The following is an 18,789-nucleotide window of genomic DNA, read 5'->3' as shown; positions in this document are numbered from 1 at the left end:
TAATCAGTTGTGTGCTAATTATATCGTTAGTTTTATGGCTATCAAGGGTATTAAGATAGGTGTATTGAAAATCACTGAATAGTATTGCTTATCATAATGAGTATTAAGGAACCCAGTATGCCGACTCGTCGTCAGTTTATCCGACAAACCTCAGTCATTAGTGCCATAGGCGTTGCAGCCTCTTTTGGCATATCACCAGTTGCAATAGGGAGTTCGCAGAGTGAAAAATGGGGAATGATGCCAGATGAAGGGGAATTACAGCAGTGTGCTTTCATTGCCTTCGGTGCCCAAAAAGCAATTTGGGGTGAATTCACTACAGATGTGCAAATAACATTAGGGAGTATCGCTAAAGCGATTGCTGAGTACCAGCCTGTGGTGGTTTTTTGTCGAGAAAATGAGCGTCAGTTAGCTGAGGAAATGTGTGGTAGCCAAAATACGCGTTTTATCACGACAGAGCTCGATGATATATGGATGCGTGATATCGGAGCCAATTTTGTGGTTAATCCAAAAGGGGGACTCAATGCCGTTGATTTTAATTTCAATGGTTGGGGCAATAAGCAGCAACATGATAACGATGCCCAATTGGCAAAGTTCCAAGCGCAGCATTTTGGTGTGATTACCCCACTTATCAGTCGCTTAACTGGAGAGGGTGGAGGGATTGAGGTTGATGGTCATGGTACAGGGATAATGACGGAAAGTAGTTGGATAAATGATAATCGAAACCCTAATTTAACCCGAGATCAGATAGAGGAAGAGCTAAAAAAAGCATTAGGATTACGTAAAATCATCTGGTTGCCAGGTATTAAAGGAAAAGACATTACGGATGCGCATGTCGATTTCTACGCTCGTTTTGTGAAGCCTGGGGTTATTTTGATAAATCTCGATAATGATTCGGACTCTTTTGACTATGAAGTCACGCGCAAGCACATGGAGATTTTAGAAAATGCGACGGATGCTGACGGACGAAAACTGAAAATTTATACGGTGTCGCCACCTAGCACTCTGCGACAAACTCGCTTTAGCCGACATAACCCTGATTTCGCTGCGGGTTACATTAATTACTTTGTCATCAATGGTGCCGTTATTGCGCCTGAATTTGGGGACAAGCAGGCAGATCATGATGCGAAGCAGCTCCTTGAAATGCTATACCCAGGCCGAGACATTATCATGCTTAATATTGATGTCATTGCAGCGGGAGGGGGTGGGATACACTGTGTCACTCATCAATTACCCGTGCATAATGACCGAAGATAAAAAGCGCGAAACAAAAAATTGCCTACTTTAATGTGAGTAAAGTAGGCAATGATGTGGAAGATTTATCGTACTAGGTCATTATTTAACGCATTTCTTGCAGGTGTCATTCTGCACAATATCAAAGAAGTTATTACCTTTATCATCCACCAGAATAAAGGCAGGCAACCCTTCCACTTCCATTTTCCAGACCGCTTCCATACCTAACTCTGGGTATTCGAGGCAATTTAAGCTCTTCACGAATTCTTGAGCCAAAATAGCCGCGGAGCCGCCAATGCTACCAAGGTAGAAACCGCCGTGTTTTTTACAGGCGTCAGTCACGGCTTGGGTACGGTTACCTTTTGCCAACATTAACATACTACCGCCATGGGATTGGAATAGGTCAACGTATGGGTCCATACGGTTACCCGTTGTTGGGCCTAAAGAACCCGACACCATATCTTCAGGTTTTTTCGCAGGACCTGCGTAATAGACCATATGATCTTTAAAGTATTGTGGTAAGTCTTCACCATTATCTAAGCGCTCTTTGAGTTTGGTATGGGCGATATCACGAGCGATGATCAGTGGACCACTGAGGGATACACGGGTCGATACAGGGTGTTTACTCAACTCGGCCAAAATATCTTTCATTGGGCGGTTGAGGTCGATATGAACTACGGTTCCTTCTGCCTGATGGCGCATCGATTCTGGGATATATTGTGCTGGGTTATGCTCCATTTTCTCCAGCCACAAGCCGTCTTTGGTGATTTTTGCTTTGATATTGCGGTCAGCAGAGCAAGAAATGGCTAAACCGATCGGGCAAGAAGCACCATGGCGAGGTAAGCGAATAACACGCACATCGTGGGCAAAGTATTTACCGCCAAATTGCGCACCAAAGCCGAGATGGCGTGACGCTTCTAATAACTCATTTTCTAGCTCAATATCACGGAACGCACGGCCATACTCATTACCCGTCGTTGGCAGGTTATCATAGTATTTTGCCGAAGCCAGTTTGGCTGTTTTCAGCGTGGTTTCTGCCGAAGTGCCGCCGATAACGAATGCGATATGATACGGTGGGCAAGCAGTTGTCCCTAAGTTTCTCATTTTCTCAACTAAGAAGTTTTTCAACTTAGCCGGGGTCAGTGTTGCTTTAGTTTCTTGATAAAGGGCAGATTTATTTGCAGAGCCGCCACCTTTGTTAACAAACAAGAAATGGTATTCATCACCCGTGGTGGCAAAAATATCAAATTGTGCGGGCAAGTTGGTGCCTGTATTGACTTCGTTGAACATATCCAGCGGGGCATTTTGCGAAAAACGCAGGTTTTCGTGTTGGAAAACGTTATAAATGCCTCGAGAGAGGTATTCTTCGTCATCACAGCCAGTCCAAACTTGTTGGCCTTTTTTCCCGACGACGGCAACGGTTCCCGTATCCTGACAGTTTGGCAGAACACCTTTCGCAGAAATCTCGGCGTTACGCAGTAATTGCAGGGCGACATACTTGTCGTTTTCACTGGCTTCTGGATCGTGCAAAATCGCGGCGACTTGTTTTTGGTGGGCAGGTCTTAAAAAGAACTGGGATTCGTAAATTGCATGTTCAGCAAGAAGGGTTAAAGCCTCTGGCTCAATTTTTAACATTTGCTTCCCAGCAAATTGTTCTACAGAAACATATTTATCAGAGACTTGGTAATATTCGGTTTTATCCTCAGATAGCGGATAAGGTTCTTGGTAAAAAAACTCTTTATTAGCCATTTTGCTCACTCACATATTAATTTTAGCGGAAAATATAAGAAATAAATTATTTATAGGCTTTTTGTTCTAAATGCCGCTTGTTTTGTCAGGCGGGATAATCGTTTATAGGGATAATAGTCTGAATGCAATTAGAATAATTACCCATTATATTCAAAGGGATGTAAAAGAAAATATGACTTTGGTTAAACTTTGCCAAGAAACTAATATTCAAATTCAAAGTATGAAGCTAATCACATAAATTAATTATGGGTATTGGGTTTAACTATTTGTTATTCATGTTATCGAGGGGCAGTTAATTTAGATTTTATGCATTCAATTTTTCCATAAATACTCTAATAGGTTAGCGGATTAATTGATCATTTATGGTTGGTTAGCATTCTAGAAATAATAAATAAAATACAGAGTGAAAATAAAAGGAAAATGGGCTTTTATTATTACTTGGGTAAGTTATCTTAATCGATAGTTTGGTTTGGTTTTTTATTTAACATATTGAATTTAATATTCTTTTAATGTTTCTTTTATTTCTGGTTCTATAATGAAAAATGATAGATAAGCACAAAGCTATGAAAAATATGGCTATGTCACTTATTTTTATCATAAATCACTTTTATTTGTTTTAAATTCATAGTGAAAGGCAAACAAAGTGTTGAAAATGGCTTTCAATTTTCATTAACAGTGTTTATTATGCAGCCCTTATTGTTTTATTAAAAATGGCGCTACTGGTTTTGGGCTTTGCTGGGGTTCTCCTGGGGGCTTAACAGTCTTTAACGGTGGCGGTTCTATCTGCATTATTCCTAGGGATAGAGTGTATTATAAATGACTGAGACAACTTCTCTCACACCACTCGTCGAATTAAAATCTTTAAATAAAGGTTTTGATGGCAAACAAATTATTTCTGAGCTTGACCTCACGATCCGAAATGGGGAGTTTCTCACCATTTTAGGACCTTCTGGTTGCGGTAAAACGACGGTTTTACGTCTGATTGCTGGATTAGAAGATGTGGATGACGGTCAAATTATTCTTGATGGTCAGGACATTACAGATATTCCTGCGGAACAACGTTTCGTGAATACTGTTTTCCAAAGCTATGCATTATTTCCACACATGACCGTATTTGAAAATGTGGCATTTGGTTTGCGCATGCAAAAAACACCCAAAGCGGACATTCAAAAACGAGTGGAGCAAGCCTTGCATATGGTGCAATTGGCAGATTTTGCAGAGCGTATGCCGAACCAGCTTTCAGGTGGTCAACAACAACGTGTGGCAATTGCGCGTGCGGTTGTCAATCGTCCCAAGGTTCTGTTGTTGGATGAGTCTTTATCTGCGCTGGATTATAAGCTGCGTAAGCAGATGCAAAATGAGCTGAAAGCCTTACAGCGCAAGCTGGGGATTACGTTTATTTTTGTGACTCATGACCAAGAAGAAGCACTGGCCATGTCTGACCGTATCATTGTGATGCGTGAAGGGAAAATTGAGCAAGATGGTACGCCGCGTGAAATTTACGAAGAGCCGAAAAACCTGTTTGTTGCTCAATTTATCGGTGAAATCAATATTTTTGATGCAAAAGTATTGCATCGTATTGATGAACAACGTATTCGTGCCAACGTTGAAGGGCATGAATGCGATATTTTCACCGATTTACCGGTCACAGAAGGTCAGCATTTAAACGTCTTATTGCGCCCTGAAGATTTACGCGTTGAAGAAGTCAATGACGCCGATAATCACCCAGGGCTGATCGGTTACGTGCGAGAACGTAACTATAAAGGTATGACGTTAGACTCAGTGGTTGAGATGGAAGATGGCAAAATTATTATGGTCAGCGAGTTCTTTAACGAAGATGACCCTGATGTCGACCACTCCCTTAACCAAAAAGTTGCTGTGACTTGGGTTGAAAGCTGGGAGGTAGTTCTGGATGATCATTCGTAAGCATAAAATCTTGCAGAATGTGATTATCACGGGCGTCGTCGCTTGGCTGTTACTCTTCGTCTTTCTGCCAAACTTAATGATCATTGGCACCAGTTTCTTCACGCGCAGTGATACGAATCTGGTGGATCTGGTGTTTACTTGGGACAACTACATCCGTCTGTCAGACCCGATGTATGCCCAAGTGATGCTGCATTCGTTGAATATGGCGTTGATCGCCACCTTCTTCTGCCTTGTGATCGGCTACCCCTTTGCGTTTATTTTGGCGAAGTTGCCTAAGCGCATCCAACCGTTGATGCTATTTCTGCTAATTGTGCCATTTTGGACCAACTCATTGATCCGTATTTATGGCTTAAAAGTGTTTTTAAGTACCAAAGGGTATTTGAATGACTTTTTGCTGTGGATTGGCATTATCGATAAGCCGCTGAAATTGATGTATACCCCAGAAGCGGTGGTATTGGGCTTAATCTATATCTTATTGCCATTTATGGTGATGCCGCTCTATTCCAGTATTGAAAAGCTGGATAAATCCTACTTAGAAGCGGCGCGGGATTTGGGCGCCAATAAATGCCAAACTTTTGTGAAGATTATTATTCCATTGACCATGCCGGGAATTATTGCGGGCTGCTTATTAGTGTTGCTGCCAGCAATGGGGCTGTTCTACGTGGCGGATTTAATGGGCGGGGCGAAAAACCTGCTGATTGGTAACGTCATTAAGAGTCAGTTCTTGAATATTCGCGATTGGCCGTTTGGGGCTGCAACCAGTATTTTCCTCACGGTGATGATGGGGCTGCTGCTGTATGTGTACTACCGAGCTGCTAAGCTTTTGAATAAAAAGGCGTATGAAGAATGATAGGACGTATTTTGCGTGGTGGCTTTATGACCACCATCTACGCGTATCTTTATATTCCAATCATTATCTTGATTGTGAACTCATTCAATGAATCGCGTTTTGGTATTCAGTGGCAAGGTTTTTCGACCAAATGGTATGAGTTACTGAGCAATAATGACAGCCTGCTTGAAGCGGCAGGGCATTCATTGACCATGGCGGTACTTTCAGCGACGTTTGCGACCATTATCGGCACATTAACCGCCGTTGCTCTCTTTCGTTATCGTTTTAGAGGCAAGCCATTTGTCGGCGGAATGCTGTTTGTGGTGATGATGTCTCCCGATATTGTGATGGCAATTTCATTGCTCGTCCTGTTTATGATCCTTGGCGTCTCATTAGGTTTCTGGTCGCTGTTATTTTCACATATCACCTTCTGCCTGCCTTTTGTGGTGGTGACGGTATACGCGAGATTGAAAGATTTTGATGTGAAAATGTTGGAAGCGGCGCGGGATCTCGGGGCGGGGGAATTTACCATTTTACGGAAAATCATTCTGCCATTAGCGCTGCCTGCGATTGTCGCAGGGTGGCTGCTGAGCTTTACCTTATCAATGGATGATGTGGTGGTTTCTTCCTTTGTGACGGGACCAAGCTATGAAATCTTACCATTGAAAATCTACTCAATGGTAAAAGTAGGGGTCTCCCCAGAAGTGAATGCACTGGCAACGGTCTTGTTGCTGATGTCGCTGGTTTTGGTTTGTTTAAGCCAGTGGGTTATGCGCGATAAACACGGTAAAAATGCTGTCGCGAAGTCATCAAAACGTTAAGTTGTACTTGGTGGGTGTCATTTGGGCACCCCATCTTTCCATGCCATCAGGCGAGAGGGTAGGCTTTAATTGAGCCTATGAAGATAGATAAAAAGCACTTTGTTGAGGGAAAATCAGTGATGAAAAAATGGTCCTATCTGCTAGCCGCAGGTTTAATGGCTGCAAGCATTGGCACGGCAACTGCCGCTGACGATAACAAAAACGTACTGTATTTCTATAACTGGACAGAATATGTTCCCCCCGGTTTATTAGAGCAATTTACTAAAGAGACTGGGATCAAGGTGATTTACTCCACCTATGAATCCAATGAAAGCATGTACACTAAATTGAAAACCTATAAAGAAGGGGCTTACGATTTAGTGGTGCCATCGACTTATTTTATCGACAAAATGAGCAAAGAAGGCATGCTGCAAAAGATTGATAAGACAAAACTGCCTAACTTTAAAAACCTCGATCCAAACCTTATTCATAAAGAATTTGACCCAAATAACGATTATTCAGTGCCTTATATTTGGGGTGCAACAGGGATTGGAATTAATGGTGACGCGGTTGATCCTAAGTCCGTCACTTCATGGGCAGATTTTTGGAAGCCGGAATACAAAAACAGCTTACTGATGATGGATGATGCCCGCGAAGTGTTCCAAGTGGCGCTCACAAAGCTGGGTTATTCTGGCAATACTACAGATCCAAAGCAGATTGAAGAAGCTTATAACGAACTGCAAAAATTGCGTCCAAATATTCTGGCATTTAACTCAGACAACCCTGCCACTCCGTATATTGAAGGTGAGGTGGATGTCGGTATGTTGTGGAACGGCTCGGCATTTGTGGCAAGACAAGCGGGCTTACCGATTGAAGTTGTATGGCCAAAAGAGGGCGGTATTTTCTGGATGGACAGCTTAGCTATCCCTGCCAATGCGAAGAACGTGGAAGGGGCGCACAAGCTTATTGATTTCTTATTACGCCCTGAAATTGCGGCGCAAGTGGCGGAGTCTATCGGTTATCCGACACCAAACTTAGAAGCGAAAAAATTACTGCCTACGGAAATCGCCAATGACCCATCTCTCTACCCATCGGAAGAGGTATTGAAAAAAGGAGAATGGCAAAGCGATGTGGGGAATACTAATATTCTGTATGAAGAGTATTTCCAAAAGCTGAAAGCAGGGCGTTAATATCGATTCTGTTTGGAAATGGTCAGAGGCATCACCTTGGTGATGCCTTTTTTATATATAAAATCAGTGATTAACGCACACTATTATGGATAACAAATTTGGCAAAGTTATCTGCCCAAGGCTGCAAGAAATCCTTACTTTTTGGGGAAATAGTATCTTGCTCATCCACCATGCCGTCATACCATTTTAAATAACACTCAGGTTGATTCATCGTCGGCATATTAAGAAATGCAAGGCTATTGCGTAAATGTTGTTGGGCAATTGCGGTGCTAATATTACCAATCGAAACCCCTAATACTCCCGCAGGAATACCATCCCATGAGTTATCACCCCAAGGACGTGAACCTTGGTCAATCGCATTCTTTAATACACCTGGCATTGAGCGGTTATATTCCGGTGTTGCGAAGATAATACCGTCTGAGGCTTTGATTTGGCTCTTAAAATTAGCGACTACTGCGGGTACATTTTGATCGGCTTCTTGGTTATAGAGAGGTAAATCGGCAATGTTGATAAATTTAAAGGTGAAATTAGATGGGAATAATTTAGTGATGGCTTTAGCGACTTTTAGATTATAAGAGTCAGCACGTAAACTACCAACAACCACACCGATATTATACTGATTGGACATAATCAAAACCTCTTCTTATGTTGTGAAAATACAACGAGTTCGTATATTTTCTTTGGAATAGGAATTTCTTTAATAATTTAGCATAATAAAATTCATTAAAAATAAATTAAGTTAAATTTAATTTTATCCAATTGTAAATTGCAGGAAATTCATTGCGTTATTTGTTTATATTTTCAAATTAACTTTGTGATTTAGGGTGGCTAAAAAAGAATACTGTGACCTCAATTACACTATTCGTATTTAATTCCTCTCAATATTATCTTCATTGATACGAGTCAAAATAGAACATACCGACTGGTCGGTATTATTCATCCCCATGAACACACTCGCGCATCCAAGAAAAAAAGATCCAATCAAACGACAAGAAGAGTTGCTAAAGGCAGCTAGGATAATCGCTGGTCGAGAAGGTATTTCGGCACTTTCGCTGAATGCTGTCGCCAGAGAAGCGGGCGTGAGCAAAGGGGGATTAATGCACCATTTCCCCAGCAAACAAGAACTTATTCATGCATTGTTTATTCAGCTATTAGACATTATGGACGTGCGTATTGCCGCCATTATGGCGAATGATTCCGATCCTTATGGGCGATTTTCTCGCGCCTATTTGCACTACGTTGGCGAGCTTAAAGACTCCGATGAAAGTTTTCAGCTCGCACTTTTATCATTGGCTATGCCCACAGAGCCAGTGTTGCGTAAATGCTGGCGTGATTGGATGTTAGGGCATCTAGCCCAAGGTGATGCATTTGATAATGGCTATTTGGGGGCTTTAGTGCGCTATGCCGCCGATGGACTGTGGTTATCTGCGTTAACGGAAGGTCCTACATTATCGAGCCAAGAGCGTAATGCCATCATTCAGCGATTAACACAAATTTCGTTTGAAGAAATGGGTTAGTTTTCTAAGGGAAAATACGTCTAAACATACAATGAGGCGATAATGAAATATAAAATCAATGCCTTCATTATTTATGATGCTGTTGATGGCACTTTATCTTTAAAAAAAGATGAGGTGGATACTCAGTTGTCTATTACGGCTAATGCACTCTTATTCTATTTGATTCAAAAAAAAGGCGTAGTTTCCCGTGATGAAGTACTTAAGGCGGTTTGGGATGATAATGGTCTGGTTTCATCAAATAGTAATTTAAATCAATATCTCAGCCTGCTAAGGAAAACATTTCGACAATACGGTATTGAAAATATTATTGTCACCGTTGCACGTGGGCGTTTAGAGTTTAATTCTGAGATTTTATTGGAATTACTCGATGAAGAGACGCTCAATACCACTCGCTTATTAAACAGTTTAAGTGAAATACAAAAAGCCGAAGTGGTTCTGGCACCTTCTTTAGAGACTAAACCTACCGAATCTCCTTCTGAAAAATTACCGCATTCATTACCAAAACAGAAACGTGAAGTTTGCTGGTATCTAGCCAGTGCGGCTTTTTTATGTTGCTCCATTTTATTGGCAACGATGAGCTATTTCTCATCTCAGCCCTCCGCACCAATGATTTTGCCAACGTTAGAACATACCAGCTGCGATGTGTTATCTAATGAAAAAATGATTAACGCTTCAGTTGCTGATAACTATGTGCAAAATTTTGATAAAGTTAGAAAAAATTTAAATTTGGCGTGTAATGATAAAGAGCGTTTTGTCTTCTTTTATGGGGATAAATTACAAAAAAATGGTTTAGGGCGCGTCTTTCTCGCTCATTGCGCTGCCAATGAATCCAATCCATTTAGTTATTGCGATAATTACTTTTATTATTCTTGGAAGCCACAATGAAAATATCGGGAAAGCTATTATGTCTCGTGAGTGCGCTGATCTTCGCATGTGTTGTGATTTATACACAGTCAGTTGTATTGGCCAATAAAAATTCCGGTCAAATGGCGTGTTCAACCAAGGGGATTATGCGTTTTGAGAATATGAAAGATGAAAACGTTAACGGTAATATTCACTTTAATTTTGGGGCGAACGGCGAGGGCTCTATTGTTGTCGAGGGATATACGACCTCCAGCGCTGGATGGCTTTATTTACAACGATATGTCAAATTCAAATACACCAGCAAACGTATTTCGCCAACGGAACAGCACTATAATATTAGCCACTGGGAAGCCAGTGCTTCCTCGATTGATGAATCCCCTAATGTGATTTTTGATTATTTTATGCGGGAAATGTCAGATAGCCATGATGGCTTATTTATCAATGCCCAAAAACTCAATGATAAAGCGCTACTCTTGAGTTCAATTAATTCCCCTTTGTTTATCTGTACGCCTAAATAAGCGCGTGGGCTTGATTGATAGTCCATACAGCGTGGGGGCTTACCCACACATTCATTCCTATTGGTTTACTGGGCAACGTTAACTAACACGTTGATATGATTTTACTGTCTGGCAATCAGTGCTATCACGCGGTGTGCCTCGTAAAACACAGTATTCCCCTTTCTTCTTATATTCTGATCCTCCCATTTCTCATTAGCTTATGGCTCGGGCGTGAGGCAAACCACACTTATTATTGACCAAATTACCTTCTCGCATCAGCTCAATCACATCTTGTTAACCATTCCTCCAATAAACCTGTTATCCGCATTTATGGTTTTTTCTTCCACCAGATAGACACGTGAATTTTCCATTTTATTAGCATAGAGGTGTGAATTTGCTGTCTGTTAATTATAAATTCTGGATTTTTATTCTAATTATCTTCACTTCATGGATTTATATTTTGTTTTATTTTTTGGGGATTATAGTGATTTTGAAGCCAAAAGCTGCGTTCAATTAATCACCACGCAGACTCAATTGGCATAAATGTTTACTCACAGTTAAGAGGCATCAACGTTCTGGAACATGGCTCTTAGGTGCTGCGGGTAGAGAAAAACGTAACGGCTTCCTTGGAGGAAACAACAATGGGTGATGCATTAGGACTTATTGAAACAAAAGGTTTGGTGGCTTGTATTGAAGCAGCTGATGCAATGTGCAAAGCCGCTAACGTCGAGCTAATCGGCTATGAAAACGTGGGTTCTGGTCTCGTGACTGCCATGGTGAAAGGTGATGTTGGCGCAGTAAAGGCGGCAGTAGATTCCGGTGTTGAATCTGCACAGCGTGTTGGTGAAGTGGTGACATCGTTAGTCATCGCCCGTCCACATAACGATATCAACAAAATCGTGATTAAACATAAAGCATAGCGTTTGCGGGGGAAATATGGGTGATGCATTAGGTCTTATTGAAACACAAGGACTCGTTGCTTGTATCGAAGCAGCTGATGCGATGTGTAAAGCCGCTAACGTGGTACTGATTGGCTATGAAAATGTGGGTTCTGGGTTAGTCACCGCCATGGTGAAAGGGGATGTTGGCGCAGTTAAAGCGGCAGTTGATTCTGGCGTTGAATCTGCATCTCGCATTGGCACCGTCGTGACCTCTCTGGTTATCGCTCGTCCACATAGCGACATCCAGAAAATTGTCTCTCAGTATAAAGTCGCAGAATAAATAGGAAATTTACTTATGAAAGAAGCTCTTGGCTTAATTGAAACCAAAGGTTTAGTGGCGTGTATCGAAGCTGCTGATGCAATGTGTAAAGCCGCTAACGTCGAGCTAATCGGCTATGAAAATGTCGGTTCTGGGCTCGTCACCGCCATGGTAAAAGGCGATGTGGGTGCCGTTAATGCTGCGGTTGAATCCGGTGTCGAAGCTGCGAAGCGTGTTGGCACCGTAGTGACTTCTCGTGTGATAGCAAGACCACACAATGATATCGGCAAAATTGCGCAGCAGCACAAAGCTTAATCATTAGAAGTATTAGATAAAACAACAAATTAGTAAGTTTAATCTTTTGACTCCGGTACGGGGGAAGACATGGTTGCATTAGATAAAGATCTGCAATCCAGACAACTGGCTAGAGAGCTGGTTAGAAATGCGAAACAAGCACAAAAAATCTTTGCGACTTTTTCGCAGGAGAAAATCGACAGTATTGTTAAACACATTGCGACAGAATCTGCTCGTCATGCAGAAGAGTTAGCAAAAATGGCGAATGAAGAGACGGGTTTTGGGAAGTGGCAAGACAAGGTCCTGAAAAATACGTTCGCTTCAGTTCGTGTGTATGAACATATTAAAGATCTGAAAACAGTTGGCATCATTAATGATGACAAAATCAATAAAGTTATGGATGTGGGTGTTCCGTTAGGGGTGATCACGGCACTGGTGCCTTCGACTAACCCAACCTCAACTATTATCTATAAAACATTGATTGCCTTGAAAGCCGGTAACGCAATCGTCTTCTCCCCTCATCCAAATGCGAAAGCATGTAGTTTTAGAACGCTTGATATCGTAAAAAAAGCGGCTCTTGAAGCGGGTGCGCCAGCAGGTATCGTCGATGGCGTGACGATGCTGACACTGGAAGCGACAAAAGAATTAATGCACAGCAAAGATGTTTCTCTCATTCTGGCAACGGGTGGGGAAGGCATGGTACGCGCCGCTTATGCATCTGGCACACCAACAATCAGTGGTGGTCCTGGTAACGGTCCTGCTTTCATTGAACGTAGCGCGGATATCAAAAAAGCAGTCAGTGACATTATTACCAGCAAAACGTTTGATAACGGTGTGATTTGCGCATCAGAGCAATCCATCATTGTTGAACGCTGTATTTACAACGATGTTCACCGCGAATTATTAGCTCAAGGCGCTTACTTCATGAATGAAGATGAAGCGAAACGTATGGCTTCCATGCTACTGAGAGCGAATGGCACGATTAACCCTGAAGTCGTCGGAAAAGACGCGATTACGTTGAGCCAACGTGCAGGCTTTAGTGTTCCTGCTAACACTCGAGTATTAATTGCATTACAAGACACTGTCTCACCGAAAAACCCGTATTCACGGGAAAAACTGTGCCCAATCTTAGGCATGTATGTTGAAGAGGATTGGCGCTCTGCGTGCCACCGCGTTGTTGATTTGCTGACTAACGAAGGCTTAGGACACACGCTGGTGATCCACACTCAAAATGAAGATGTTATTCGCCAGTTTTCTCTCGAAAAACCGGTTAACCGTATTTTGATTAATACGCCAGCCGCACTGGGTGGAATTGGTGCAACCACCAATATTACGCCAGCGCTGACATTAGGATGTGGAGCGATTGGAGGTGGTTCTAGTTCTGACAACGTCGGTCCGATGAACTTGCTCAATATCCGTAAAGTCGGTTATGGCGTGCGTTCCATTGATGATTTGAGACAACCCGCACCAGTGAGTGCTCCGGCTTACTCAACATCGCCAATTGCATCTACTGGGCATGGAAATCAAGCGTCTGTCAGCATTCTCGATGATGACCGTTTTCGTCAGGCTCAACCAGTAAAAGCTCAGAGTAATAGCGCTGCGGATAACCGATTTGCTAATGCAGTGAGTCATGCTGATGTTGTTGAAGCGGTTGCCACTCATGGGGATATCACGGAAGAGAATGTCGAGCAGATTATTAAGGCCGTTCTCGGACGCCTAAATAAGTAATTCATTGAGATAAGGCGGGTAAATCATGATTTTGGCAAAGGTAATAGGGCATGTTGTCGCAACGCAGAAATGCCAAGAGCTTAGTGGCAGTAATTTACTGATGATCACGGCGCTTGGCGATGATCTCAAACCGTTGAAGGACAAAACGTATGTTGCGGTGGACAGTGTAGGCGCAGGTATTAATGACCTTGTTCTGGCGGAAGAGTACTTCGCATTGAATAAAGACAAATACAAAGCTATGTCCGTGGTTGCCATTGTTGAAAAAGTGTATCGAGACGGTAGGGAGTAAATAACGCATGAACCAGTTTTTGATTAAACCAAGGGTGCAATTCGGTGCGAATGCTTTGGATTATTTATCTCAGGTTAACGCCCAGCACGCGTTTATCGTAACCGATAAAGCGATGGTGAAATTTGGGTTAGCCGACGAGGTGATTCATCGATTATCTCAACAGGGAATTTCATTTTCTCTGTATGACGATGTCGTGCCTGACCCGGAAATCTCGTCCATCGTAAAAGGCATGAAAATCATGGATAGCCAATATCCAGATTTAGTGATTGCACTGGGCGGTGGTTCGGTGATTGATGCGGCAAAAGCGGTTATTTACTCCCTATGGCATACCCGCCAAGACAGCCATAGAGCCAAACCTCATTTTGTGGCTATTCCGACAACCAGCGGAACAGGCTCTGAAGTCACGTCTTTTTCAGTGATCAAGTCTCACTCTGAGAAGTTGGTGTTGGTTGATGAATTTATGTTGCCCGATGTGGCGATTTTAGACCCTGTTTTAGTGAAGTCAGTCCCTGCCGCTATCACGGCAGATACGGGAATGGATGTGCTATGCCATGCCCTAGAAGCTTATGTTTCACGCAGTGCCTCTGACTTTTCAGATGCGCTTGCCGAGAAAGCTGTTCAGTTGGTGTTTGCTCACTTAATAGATTGCTATCGCGACGGCAGTAACTTAGTGGCTCGTGAAAAAATGCATAACGCATCGTGTATTGCAGGAATGGCATTTACCAACGCATCCCTTGGGATCACCCATAGCTTAGCGCACGCACTTGGCGGCGTGTTCCACATTCCACATGGTCGCGCGAATGCGCTATTGATGGCTCAAGTGGTGGCGTTTAACGCGGGCCTGGAAGGGTGCTGTGAAACCAACGCGGCGAAGCGTTATGCCGATTTAGCCAGAAAACTTAATTTACCGGCTTCAAATATACGTGAAGGCGTTGAGAGCTTAATTATGGCAATCAACGTATTGAAAGATGAAATGAATATGCCGAAAGGCATTCACGCTACAGGCGTCAATGAAACTGATTTTAATGCCCGTTTAGGGGAAATGGTTGGACAGGCGTTACGCGATAGTTGCACTCCGACTAATCCACGGGACGTAAATGAAAAGCAGCTAGAAGCACTGTACAGACAGTCTTTTTAATAGTTAACGCTTTTTATGTGATGAATAACGAACTAGAAAGAACATCAGGAGAGGCTAACATGGCCAAATATGCTTTGACCCCACGTGTAAAAACACTGGCTGAACGTTTAAGTGCTCGCAATTGCTCAATCATTACCGAACGTGCCAACATTCTTGAAACTGTCAGAAATCAATTAACAGGGGCGCCTCAAGCGATTAAACCCGCTCAGCGTTTTTATGAGTTTATTCGTAATTTCCCCGCTTTTATTGCACAAGATGAATTGATTATTGGTAGCCAATCTTCAACACCTCGCGGTGCAATCTTCCATACGGAAGATGAAGTACACAGCCAGAGTATTTATGAGTTTTTAGCGGGGGATAGCACAATCGCCGCACCGGATTATTTAGTCGTTCTGAATGTCGGGTTTGCAGAAATTAAAAATCAGCTAGAAAATCGCGTCAGAAATATTGGTAGTGCCGTTAGCCGTAATAGTATCGATGAGGCAAACAACTGCCGTGCGGCAATTTATGCCTGTGATGCTGCTATCCATTTTGCAAACGCCTTAGCAGTAAGAGCAGAAAATCTTGCGGCCACAGAAGCTAACCCATATCGTCGTGCTGAATTACAAGAAAGCGCGGAAGTATTACGCCAAGTTCCTGCAAAACCTGCACAAACCTTTAAAGAAGCATGCCAAGCGTTCTACCTATTACAACTGATTTTGCATTTAGAAAATGGCAGCTATGCCGTGAACCCAATGGGCTTCGACAAAGCCGTTTATCCATTCTATCAGCGCGATATTGAGCAAGGTCGATTAACTCAACAACAGGCTTACGAGATTGTTGAAAGCTTATGGCTAAAACTGGCTGAGTTGTCAGAAGTGCGTGCAACGCGCGCCATTGATGGTTATCCAATGTTTGATGCACTTAAAGGTGGAGTCTACCTTAATGATCCGCAAGTCTGCATCAACGAACTTTCCGCGATGATGCTTTCTGCTCATGAAAATATCAGTGCAATTAATGCTGGGTTAAAAGTTCGTTTATATTGTGGTCAAGCAAGCACGCAGCCTCAATATTCTGCGGCTTCAGCCAGCAATGTAGCACCAGCAGCTCAACAAGATAATGAAGTCAAAGTGATGGAAGGGTTAACGCCTCGCTTACAGCGTTTGCGTAACCGTTATTTAGAAGCGCGTCCAAGCGTGTCTATCTATCGCGCATTAGCCTTTACGGAAGTGGTGAAGAATAACCCTGGTTTACCGCCGATTTTATTACGTGCAAAAGCGTTCCGTCGTGCGTGTGAAACTGCGCCTATCTTGATTCAGCCTGAAGAGCTGATTGTCGGTCATCCATGTGGTAAAGCGCGAGCAGGTGCATTTTCACCTGATATTGCATGGCGCTGGGTGGTGGACGAGCTCGATACAATGAGCACCCGCCCACAAGATCCATTTGTGATCTCCGAAGAAGATAAAAAAGTGATTCGTGAAGAAATCGCGCCATTCTGGGAAGGTCGTTCTCTGGATGAAATTTGTGAAGCGCAATATCGTGAAGCCGGGGTTTGGGAATTCAGCGGCGAAACCTTTGTGAGTGACTTGTCTTATCACCAAATCAATGGCGGAGGTGATACTTGCCCTGGTTATGACGTATTGCTTTTCACTAAAGGCATGAATGGCATTAAAGCGGATGCTCAGGCAAAACTGGCTGAGTTAAGCATGCAAAATCCAGATGACATCGATCGCATCTATTTCTATAAAGCCTCAATTGAAACCTGTGAAGGTGTGGTGGCTTATGCTCATCGTATTGCTGAACATGCTCGTGAACTGGCTTCTAAAGAGACAGATCAGAAACGACGTGAAGAGTTACTGACAATTGCTCAAGTGAACGAAAATGTACCGGCGAACCCTCCAAAAACATTGCAAGAAGCGCTGCAAAGTATTTGGACTGTGGAGTCCTTGTTTGAAATTGAAGAAAACCAAACAGGATTATCATTAGGTCGTTTAGACCAATACTGTTTCCCAATGTATGAAAGCGATATTCAATCTGGTCGTTTAACTCAAGACCAAGCACTGGAAATGATGCAGGCGTTTATCATCAAATGTGCGGAATTAATGTGGATGTCCAGTGAGCTGGGCGCTAAATATTTCGCTGGATATCAGCCATTTATCAACTTAACTGTGGGTGGTCAAAAACGCTCGGGTGGTGATGCGTGTAACGATTTAACGTACTTAATTATGGATGCAGTCCGTTTCGTTAAAGTTTACCAGCCATCATTAGCATGCCGTATTCATAACCAATCTCCACAAAAATATATGGAAAAAATCGTGGATGTAGTGAAAGCCGGTATGGGCTTCCCTGCCTGTCACTTTGACGATTCCCATATCAAAATGATGCTGCGTAAAGGCTTTGATTTTGAAGATGCTCGCGACTATTGCTTAATGGGCTGCGTGGAACCACAAAAATCAGGTCGAATTTATCAGTGGACATCAACGGGTTACACCCAGTGGCCAATCGCCATTGAGTTTGTTCTGAACCGTGGTCGGATGGTGCTGTTTGATAGCCACCAAGGTTTAGATACCGGGGATCTGCGTAACCTGAAAACCTTCGAAGATTTCGATAATGCTGTGAAAGCGCAAATTGCCCATATTGTTCGCCTGTCGGCGATTGGTACGGTCATCAGTCAGCGTGTTCACCGTGATGTCGCGCCAAAACCATTGATGTCTTTGCTGGTGGAAGGTTGTATGGAGAAAGGAAAAGATGTTGCGGCGGGTGGTGCAATGATTAACCACGGTCCGGGGCTGATTTTCTCTGGTCTAGCAACTTACGTTGACTCAATGGCGGCTATTCGCAAAGTGGTTTATGAAGAGGGGCGCTATACCTTAGAGCAAGTGCGTGATGGTCTGCTTGCTAACTTTGAAGGTTATGAAGAGTTACGTCGTGATTGCCTGAATGCACCTAAGTTCGGTAATGATGACAACTATGTCGACCAATATGCATTGGATATTACTGAATGGACGGAACGCGAGTGCCGTAAGTACGACATGCTGTATTCCACATTGAGTCACGGCACATTATCCATTTCTAACAACACACCGATTGGCGAGCTAACCGCAGCGACTGCGAATGGTCGTTTAGCGTGGATGCCGTTGTCAGATGGGATCAGCCCAACTCAAGGGGCAGATAAACAAGGCCCAACAGCAATTATTAAATCCATCAGTAAGATGAACGTGGAAACGATGAACATCGGTATGGTGCATAACTTTAAGTTCTTAAAAGGCTTATTGGATACACCAGAAGGTCGCAATGGGTTAATCACGTTGTTAAGAACGGCATCTATTTTGGGTAACGGTCAAATGCAGTTCAGCTACGTTGATAACGAAATGCTGAAAAAAGCACAGCAAGAACCTGAGAAATATCGTGACTTAATCGTTCGTGTTGCTGGCTACAGTGCTTACTTCGTTGAGTTATGTAAAGAGGTTCAGGACGAAATCATCAGCCGTACCGTGATTGAGAAATTCTAAACCAAATCTGGGTGGGGATAGGCTGCTATTCCCACCGTACATAATAA

17 protein-coding genes are annotated in these 18,789 nt (G+C 43.0%); 15 read left to right on the top strand and 2 right to left on the bottom strand.

The features are described 5' to 3' along the window. Positions 1-117: 117 nt before the first annotated feature. The gene (locus tag ACIH2S_RS17070; RefSeq protein WP_036949230.1) at positions 118-1,254 is read left to right on the top strand and encodes an agmatine deiminase family protein; all 1,137 of its coding nucleotides are present in this window, start codon (positions 118-120) and stop codon (positions 1,252-1,254) included. Positions 1,255-1,332: 78 nt separating this feature from the next. On the opposite strand, the gene ACIH2S_RS17065 is transcribed toward ACIH2S_RS17070, so the two are convergent. Then, positions 1,333-2,979 carry a fumarate hydratase gene (locus tag ACIH2S_RS17065; RefSeq protein WP_036949231.1) on the bottom strand — a complete coding sequence of 549 codons (1,647 nt, stop codon included), beginning with the start codon at positions 2,977-2,979 and terminating at the stop codon, positions 1,333-1,335. A gap of 816 nt (positions 2,980-3,795) precedes the next feature. Between ACIH2S_RS17065 and potA the strand changes: the two genes are divergently transcribed. The 4 genes from potA to potD all read left to right on the top strand — a co-directional run bounded on the left by potA (position 3,796) and on the right by potD (position 7,724). Then, positions 3,796-4,905, top strand: coding sequence for a spermidine/putrescine ABC transporter ATP-binding protein PotA (gene potA / locus ACIH2S_RS17060; RefSeq protein WP_108479516.1), 1,110 nt, complete (start codon positions 3,796-3,798; stop codon positions 4,903-4,905). After that, complete coding sequence (potB, locus tag ACIH2S_RS17055; RefSeq protein ID WP_036949234.1) at positions 4,892-5,755, top strand: spermidine/putrescine ABC transporter permease PotB; 864 nt, start codon at positions 4,892-4,894, stop codon at positions 5,753-5,755. The genes potA and potB overlap by 14 nt, the downstream gene beginning before the upstream one ends. Continuing rightward, positions 5,752-6,555, top strand: coding sequence for a spermidine/putrescine ABC transporter permease PotC (potC, locus tag ACIH2S_RS17050; protein ID WP_036949236.1), 804 nt, complete (start codon positions 5,752-5,754; stop codon positions 6,553-6,555). The genes potB and potC overlap by 4 nt, the downstream gene beginning before the upstream one ends. 119 nt (positions 6,556-6,674) lie before the next feature. After that, positions 6,675-7,724 (top strand): spermidine/putrescine ABC transporter substrate-binding protein PotD, encoded by a 1,050-nt coding sequence (gene potD, locus ACIH2S_RS17045; protein WP_036949237.1) that lies wholly within the window; start codon positions 6,675-6,677, stop codon positions 7,722-7,724. Positions 7,725-7,794: 70 nt separating this feature from the next. Here the strand turns inward: potD and ACIH2S_RS17040 are convergent, their stop codons facing one another. Continuing rightward, positions 7,795-8,352, bottom strand: coding sequence for an NADPH-dependent FMN reductase (locus ACIH2S_RS17040; protein ID WP_036949238.1), 558 nt, complete (start codon positions 8,350-8,352; stop codon positions 7,795-7,797). Positions 8,353-8,668: 316 nt separating this feature from the next. Between ACIH2S_RS17040 and ACIH2S_RS17035 the strand changes: the two genes are divergently transcribed. The 10 genes from ACIH2S_RS17035 (at position 8,669) to cutC (ending at position 18,742) form a co-directional block, all read left to right on the top strand. Beyond that, positions 8,669-9,241 carry a TetR/AcrR family transcriptional regulator gene (locus tag ACIH2S_RS17035; protein ID WP_036949239.1) on the top strand — a complete coding sequence of 191 codons (573 nt, stop codon included), beginning with the start codon at positions 8,669-8,671 and terminating at the stop codon, positions 9,239-9,241. Positions 9,242-9,283: 42 nt separating this feature from the next. Then, positions 9,284-10,126 carry a transcriptional regulator gene (locus tag ACIH2S_RS17030; RefSeq protein WP_108479515.1) on the top strand — a complete coding sequence of 281 codons (843 nt, stop codon included), beginning with the start codon at positions 9,284-9,286 and terminating at the stop codon, positions 10,124-10,126. Next, positions 10,123-10,623 (top strand): FidL-like protein, encoded by a 501-nt coding sequence (locus ACIH2S_RS17025; protein WP_108479514.1) that lies wholly within the window; start codon positions 10,123-10,125, stop codon positions 10,621-10,623. Before ACIH2S_RS17030 ends, ACIH2S_RS17025 begins: the two co-directional genes overlap by 4 nt. 620 nt (positions 10,624-11,243) lie before the next feature. After that, positions 11,244-11,522, top strand: coding sequence for a BMC domain-containing protein (locus tag ACIH2S_RS17020; RefSeq protein ID WP_004249182.1), 279 nt, complete (start codon positions 11,244-11,246; stop codon positions 11,520-11,522). A 16-nt stretch (positions 11,523-11,538) separates the two neighbouring features. Then, positions 11,539-11,823: a BMC domain-containing protein gene (locus ACIH2S_RS17015; protein ID WP_006658500.1), complete on the top strand. Its 285-nt coding sequence runs from the start codon at positions 11,539-11,541 to the stop codon at positions 11,821-11,823. A gap of 15 nt (positions 11,824-11,838) precedes the next feature. Beyond that, positions 11,839-12,117, top strand: a complete 279-nt coding sequence (locus ACIH2S_RS17010; RefSeq protein ID WP_006658501.1) for a BMC domain-containing protein — start codon at positions 11,839-11,841, stop codon at positions 12,115-12,117. Positions 12,118-12,186: 69 nt separating this feature from the next. Further along, positions 12,187-13,824 (top strand): acetaldehyde dehydrogenase (acetylating), encoded by a 1,638-nt coding sequence (locus ACIH2S_RS17005; protein WP_108479513.1) that lies wholly within the window; start codon positions 12,187-12,189, stop codon positions 13,822-13,824. 25 nt (positions 13,825-13,849) lie between these two features. After that, positions 13,850-14,113, top strand: coding sequence for a EutN/CcmL family microcompartment protein (locus ACIH2S_RS17000; RefSeq protein WP_036949246.1), 264 nt, complete (start codon positions 13,850-13,852; stop codon positions 14,111-14,113). A gap of 7 nt (positions 14,114-14,120) precedes the next feature. After that, complete coding sequence (locus ACIH2S_RS16995; RefSeq protein WP_036949247.1) at positions 14,121-15,251, top strand: 1-propanol dehydrogenase PduQ; 1,131 nt, start codon at positions 14,121-14,123, stop codon at positions 15,249-15,251. A gap of 59 nt (positions 15,252-15,310) precedes the next feature. Continuing rightward, positions 15,311-18,742, top strand: a complete 3,432-nt coding sequence (gene cutC / locus ACIH2S_RS16990) for a choline trimethylamine-lyase (protein WP_108479512.1) — start codon at positions 15,311-15,313, stop codon at positions 18,740-18,742. Positions 18,743-18,789 lie beyond the last annotated feature (47 nt).

Source organism: Providencia lanzhouensis (assembly GCF_050469745.1).
In the GTDB taxonomy this organism is placed as follows: Bacteria; Pseudomonadota; Gammaproteobacteria; order Enterobacterales; family Enterobacteriaceae; genus Providencia; species Providencia lanzhouensis.
Note: the sequence above shows the minus strand (reverse complement) of the source record. Positions and strands in the feature narration are given on the sequence as shown.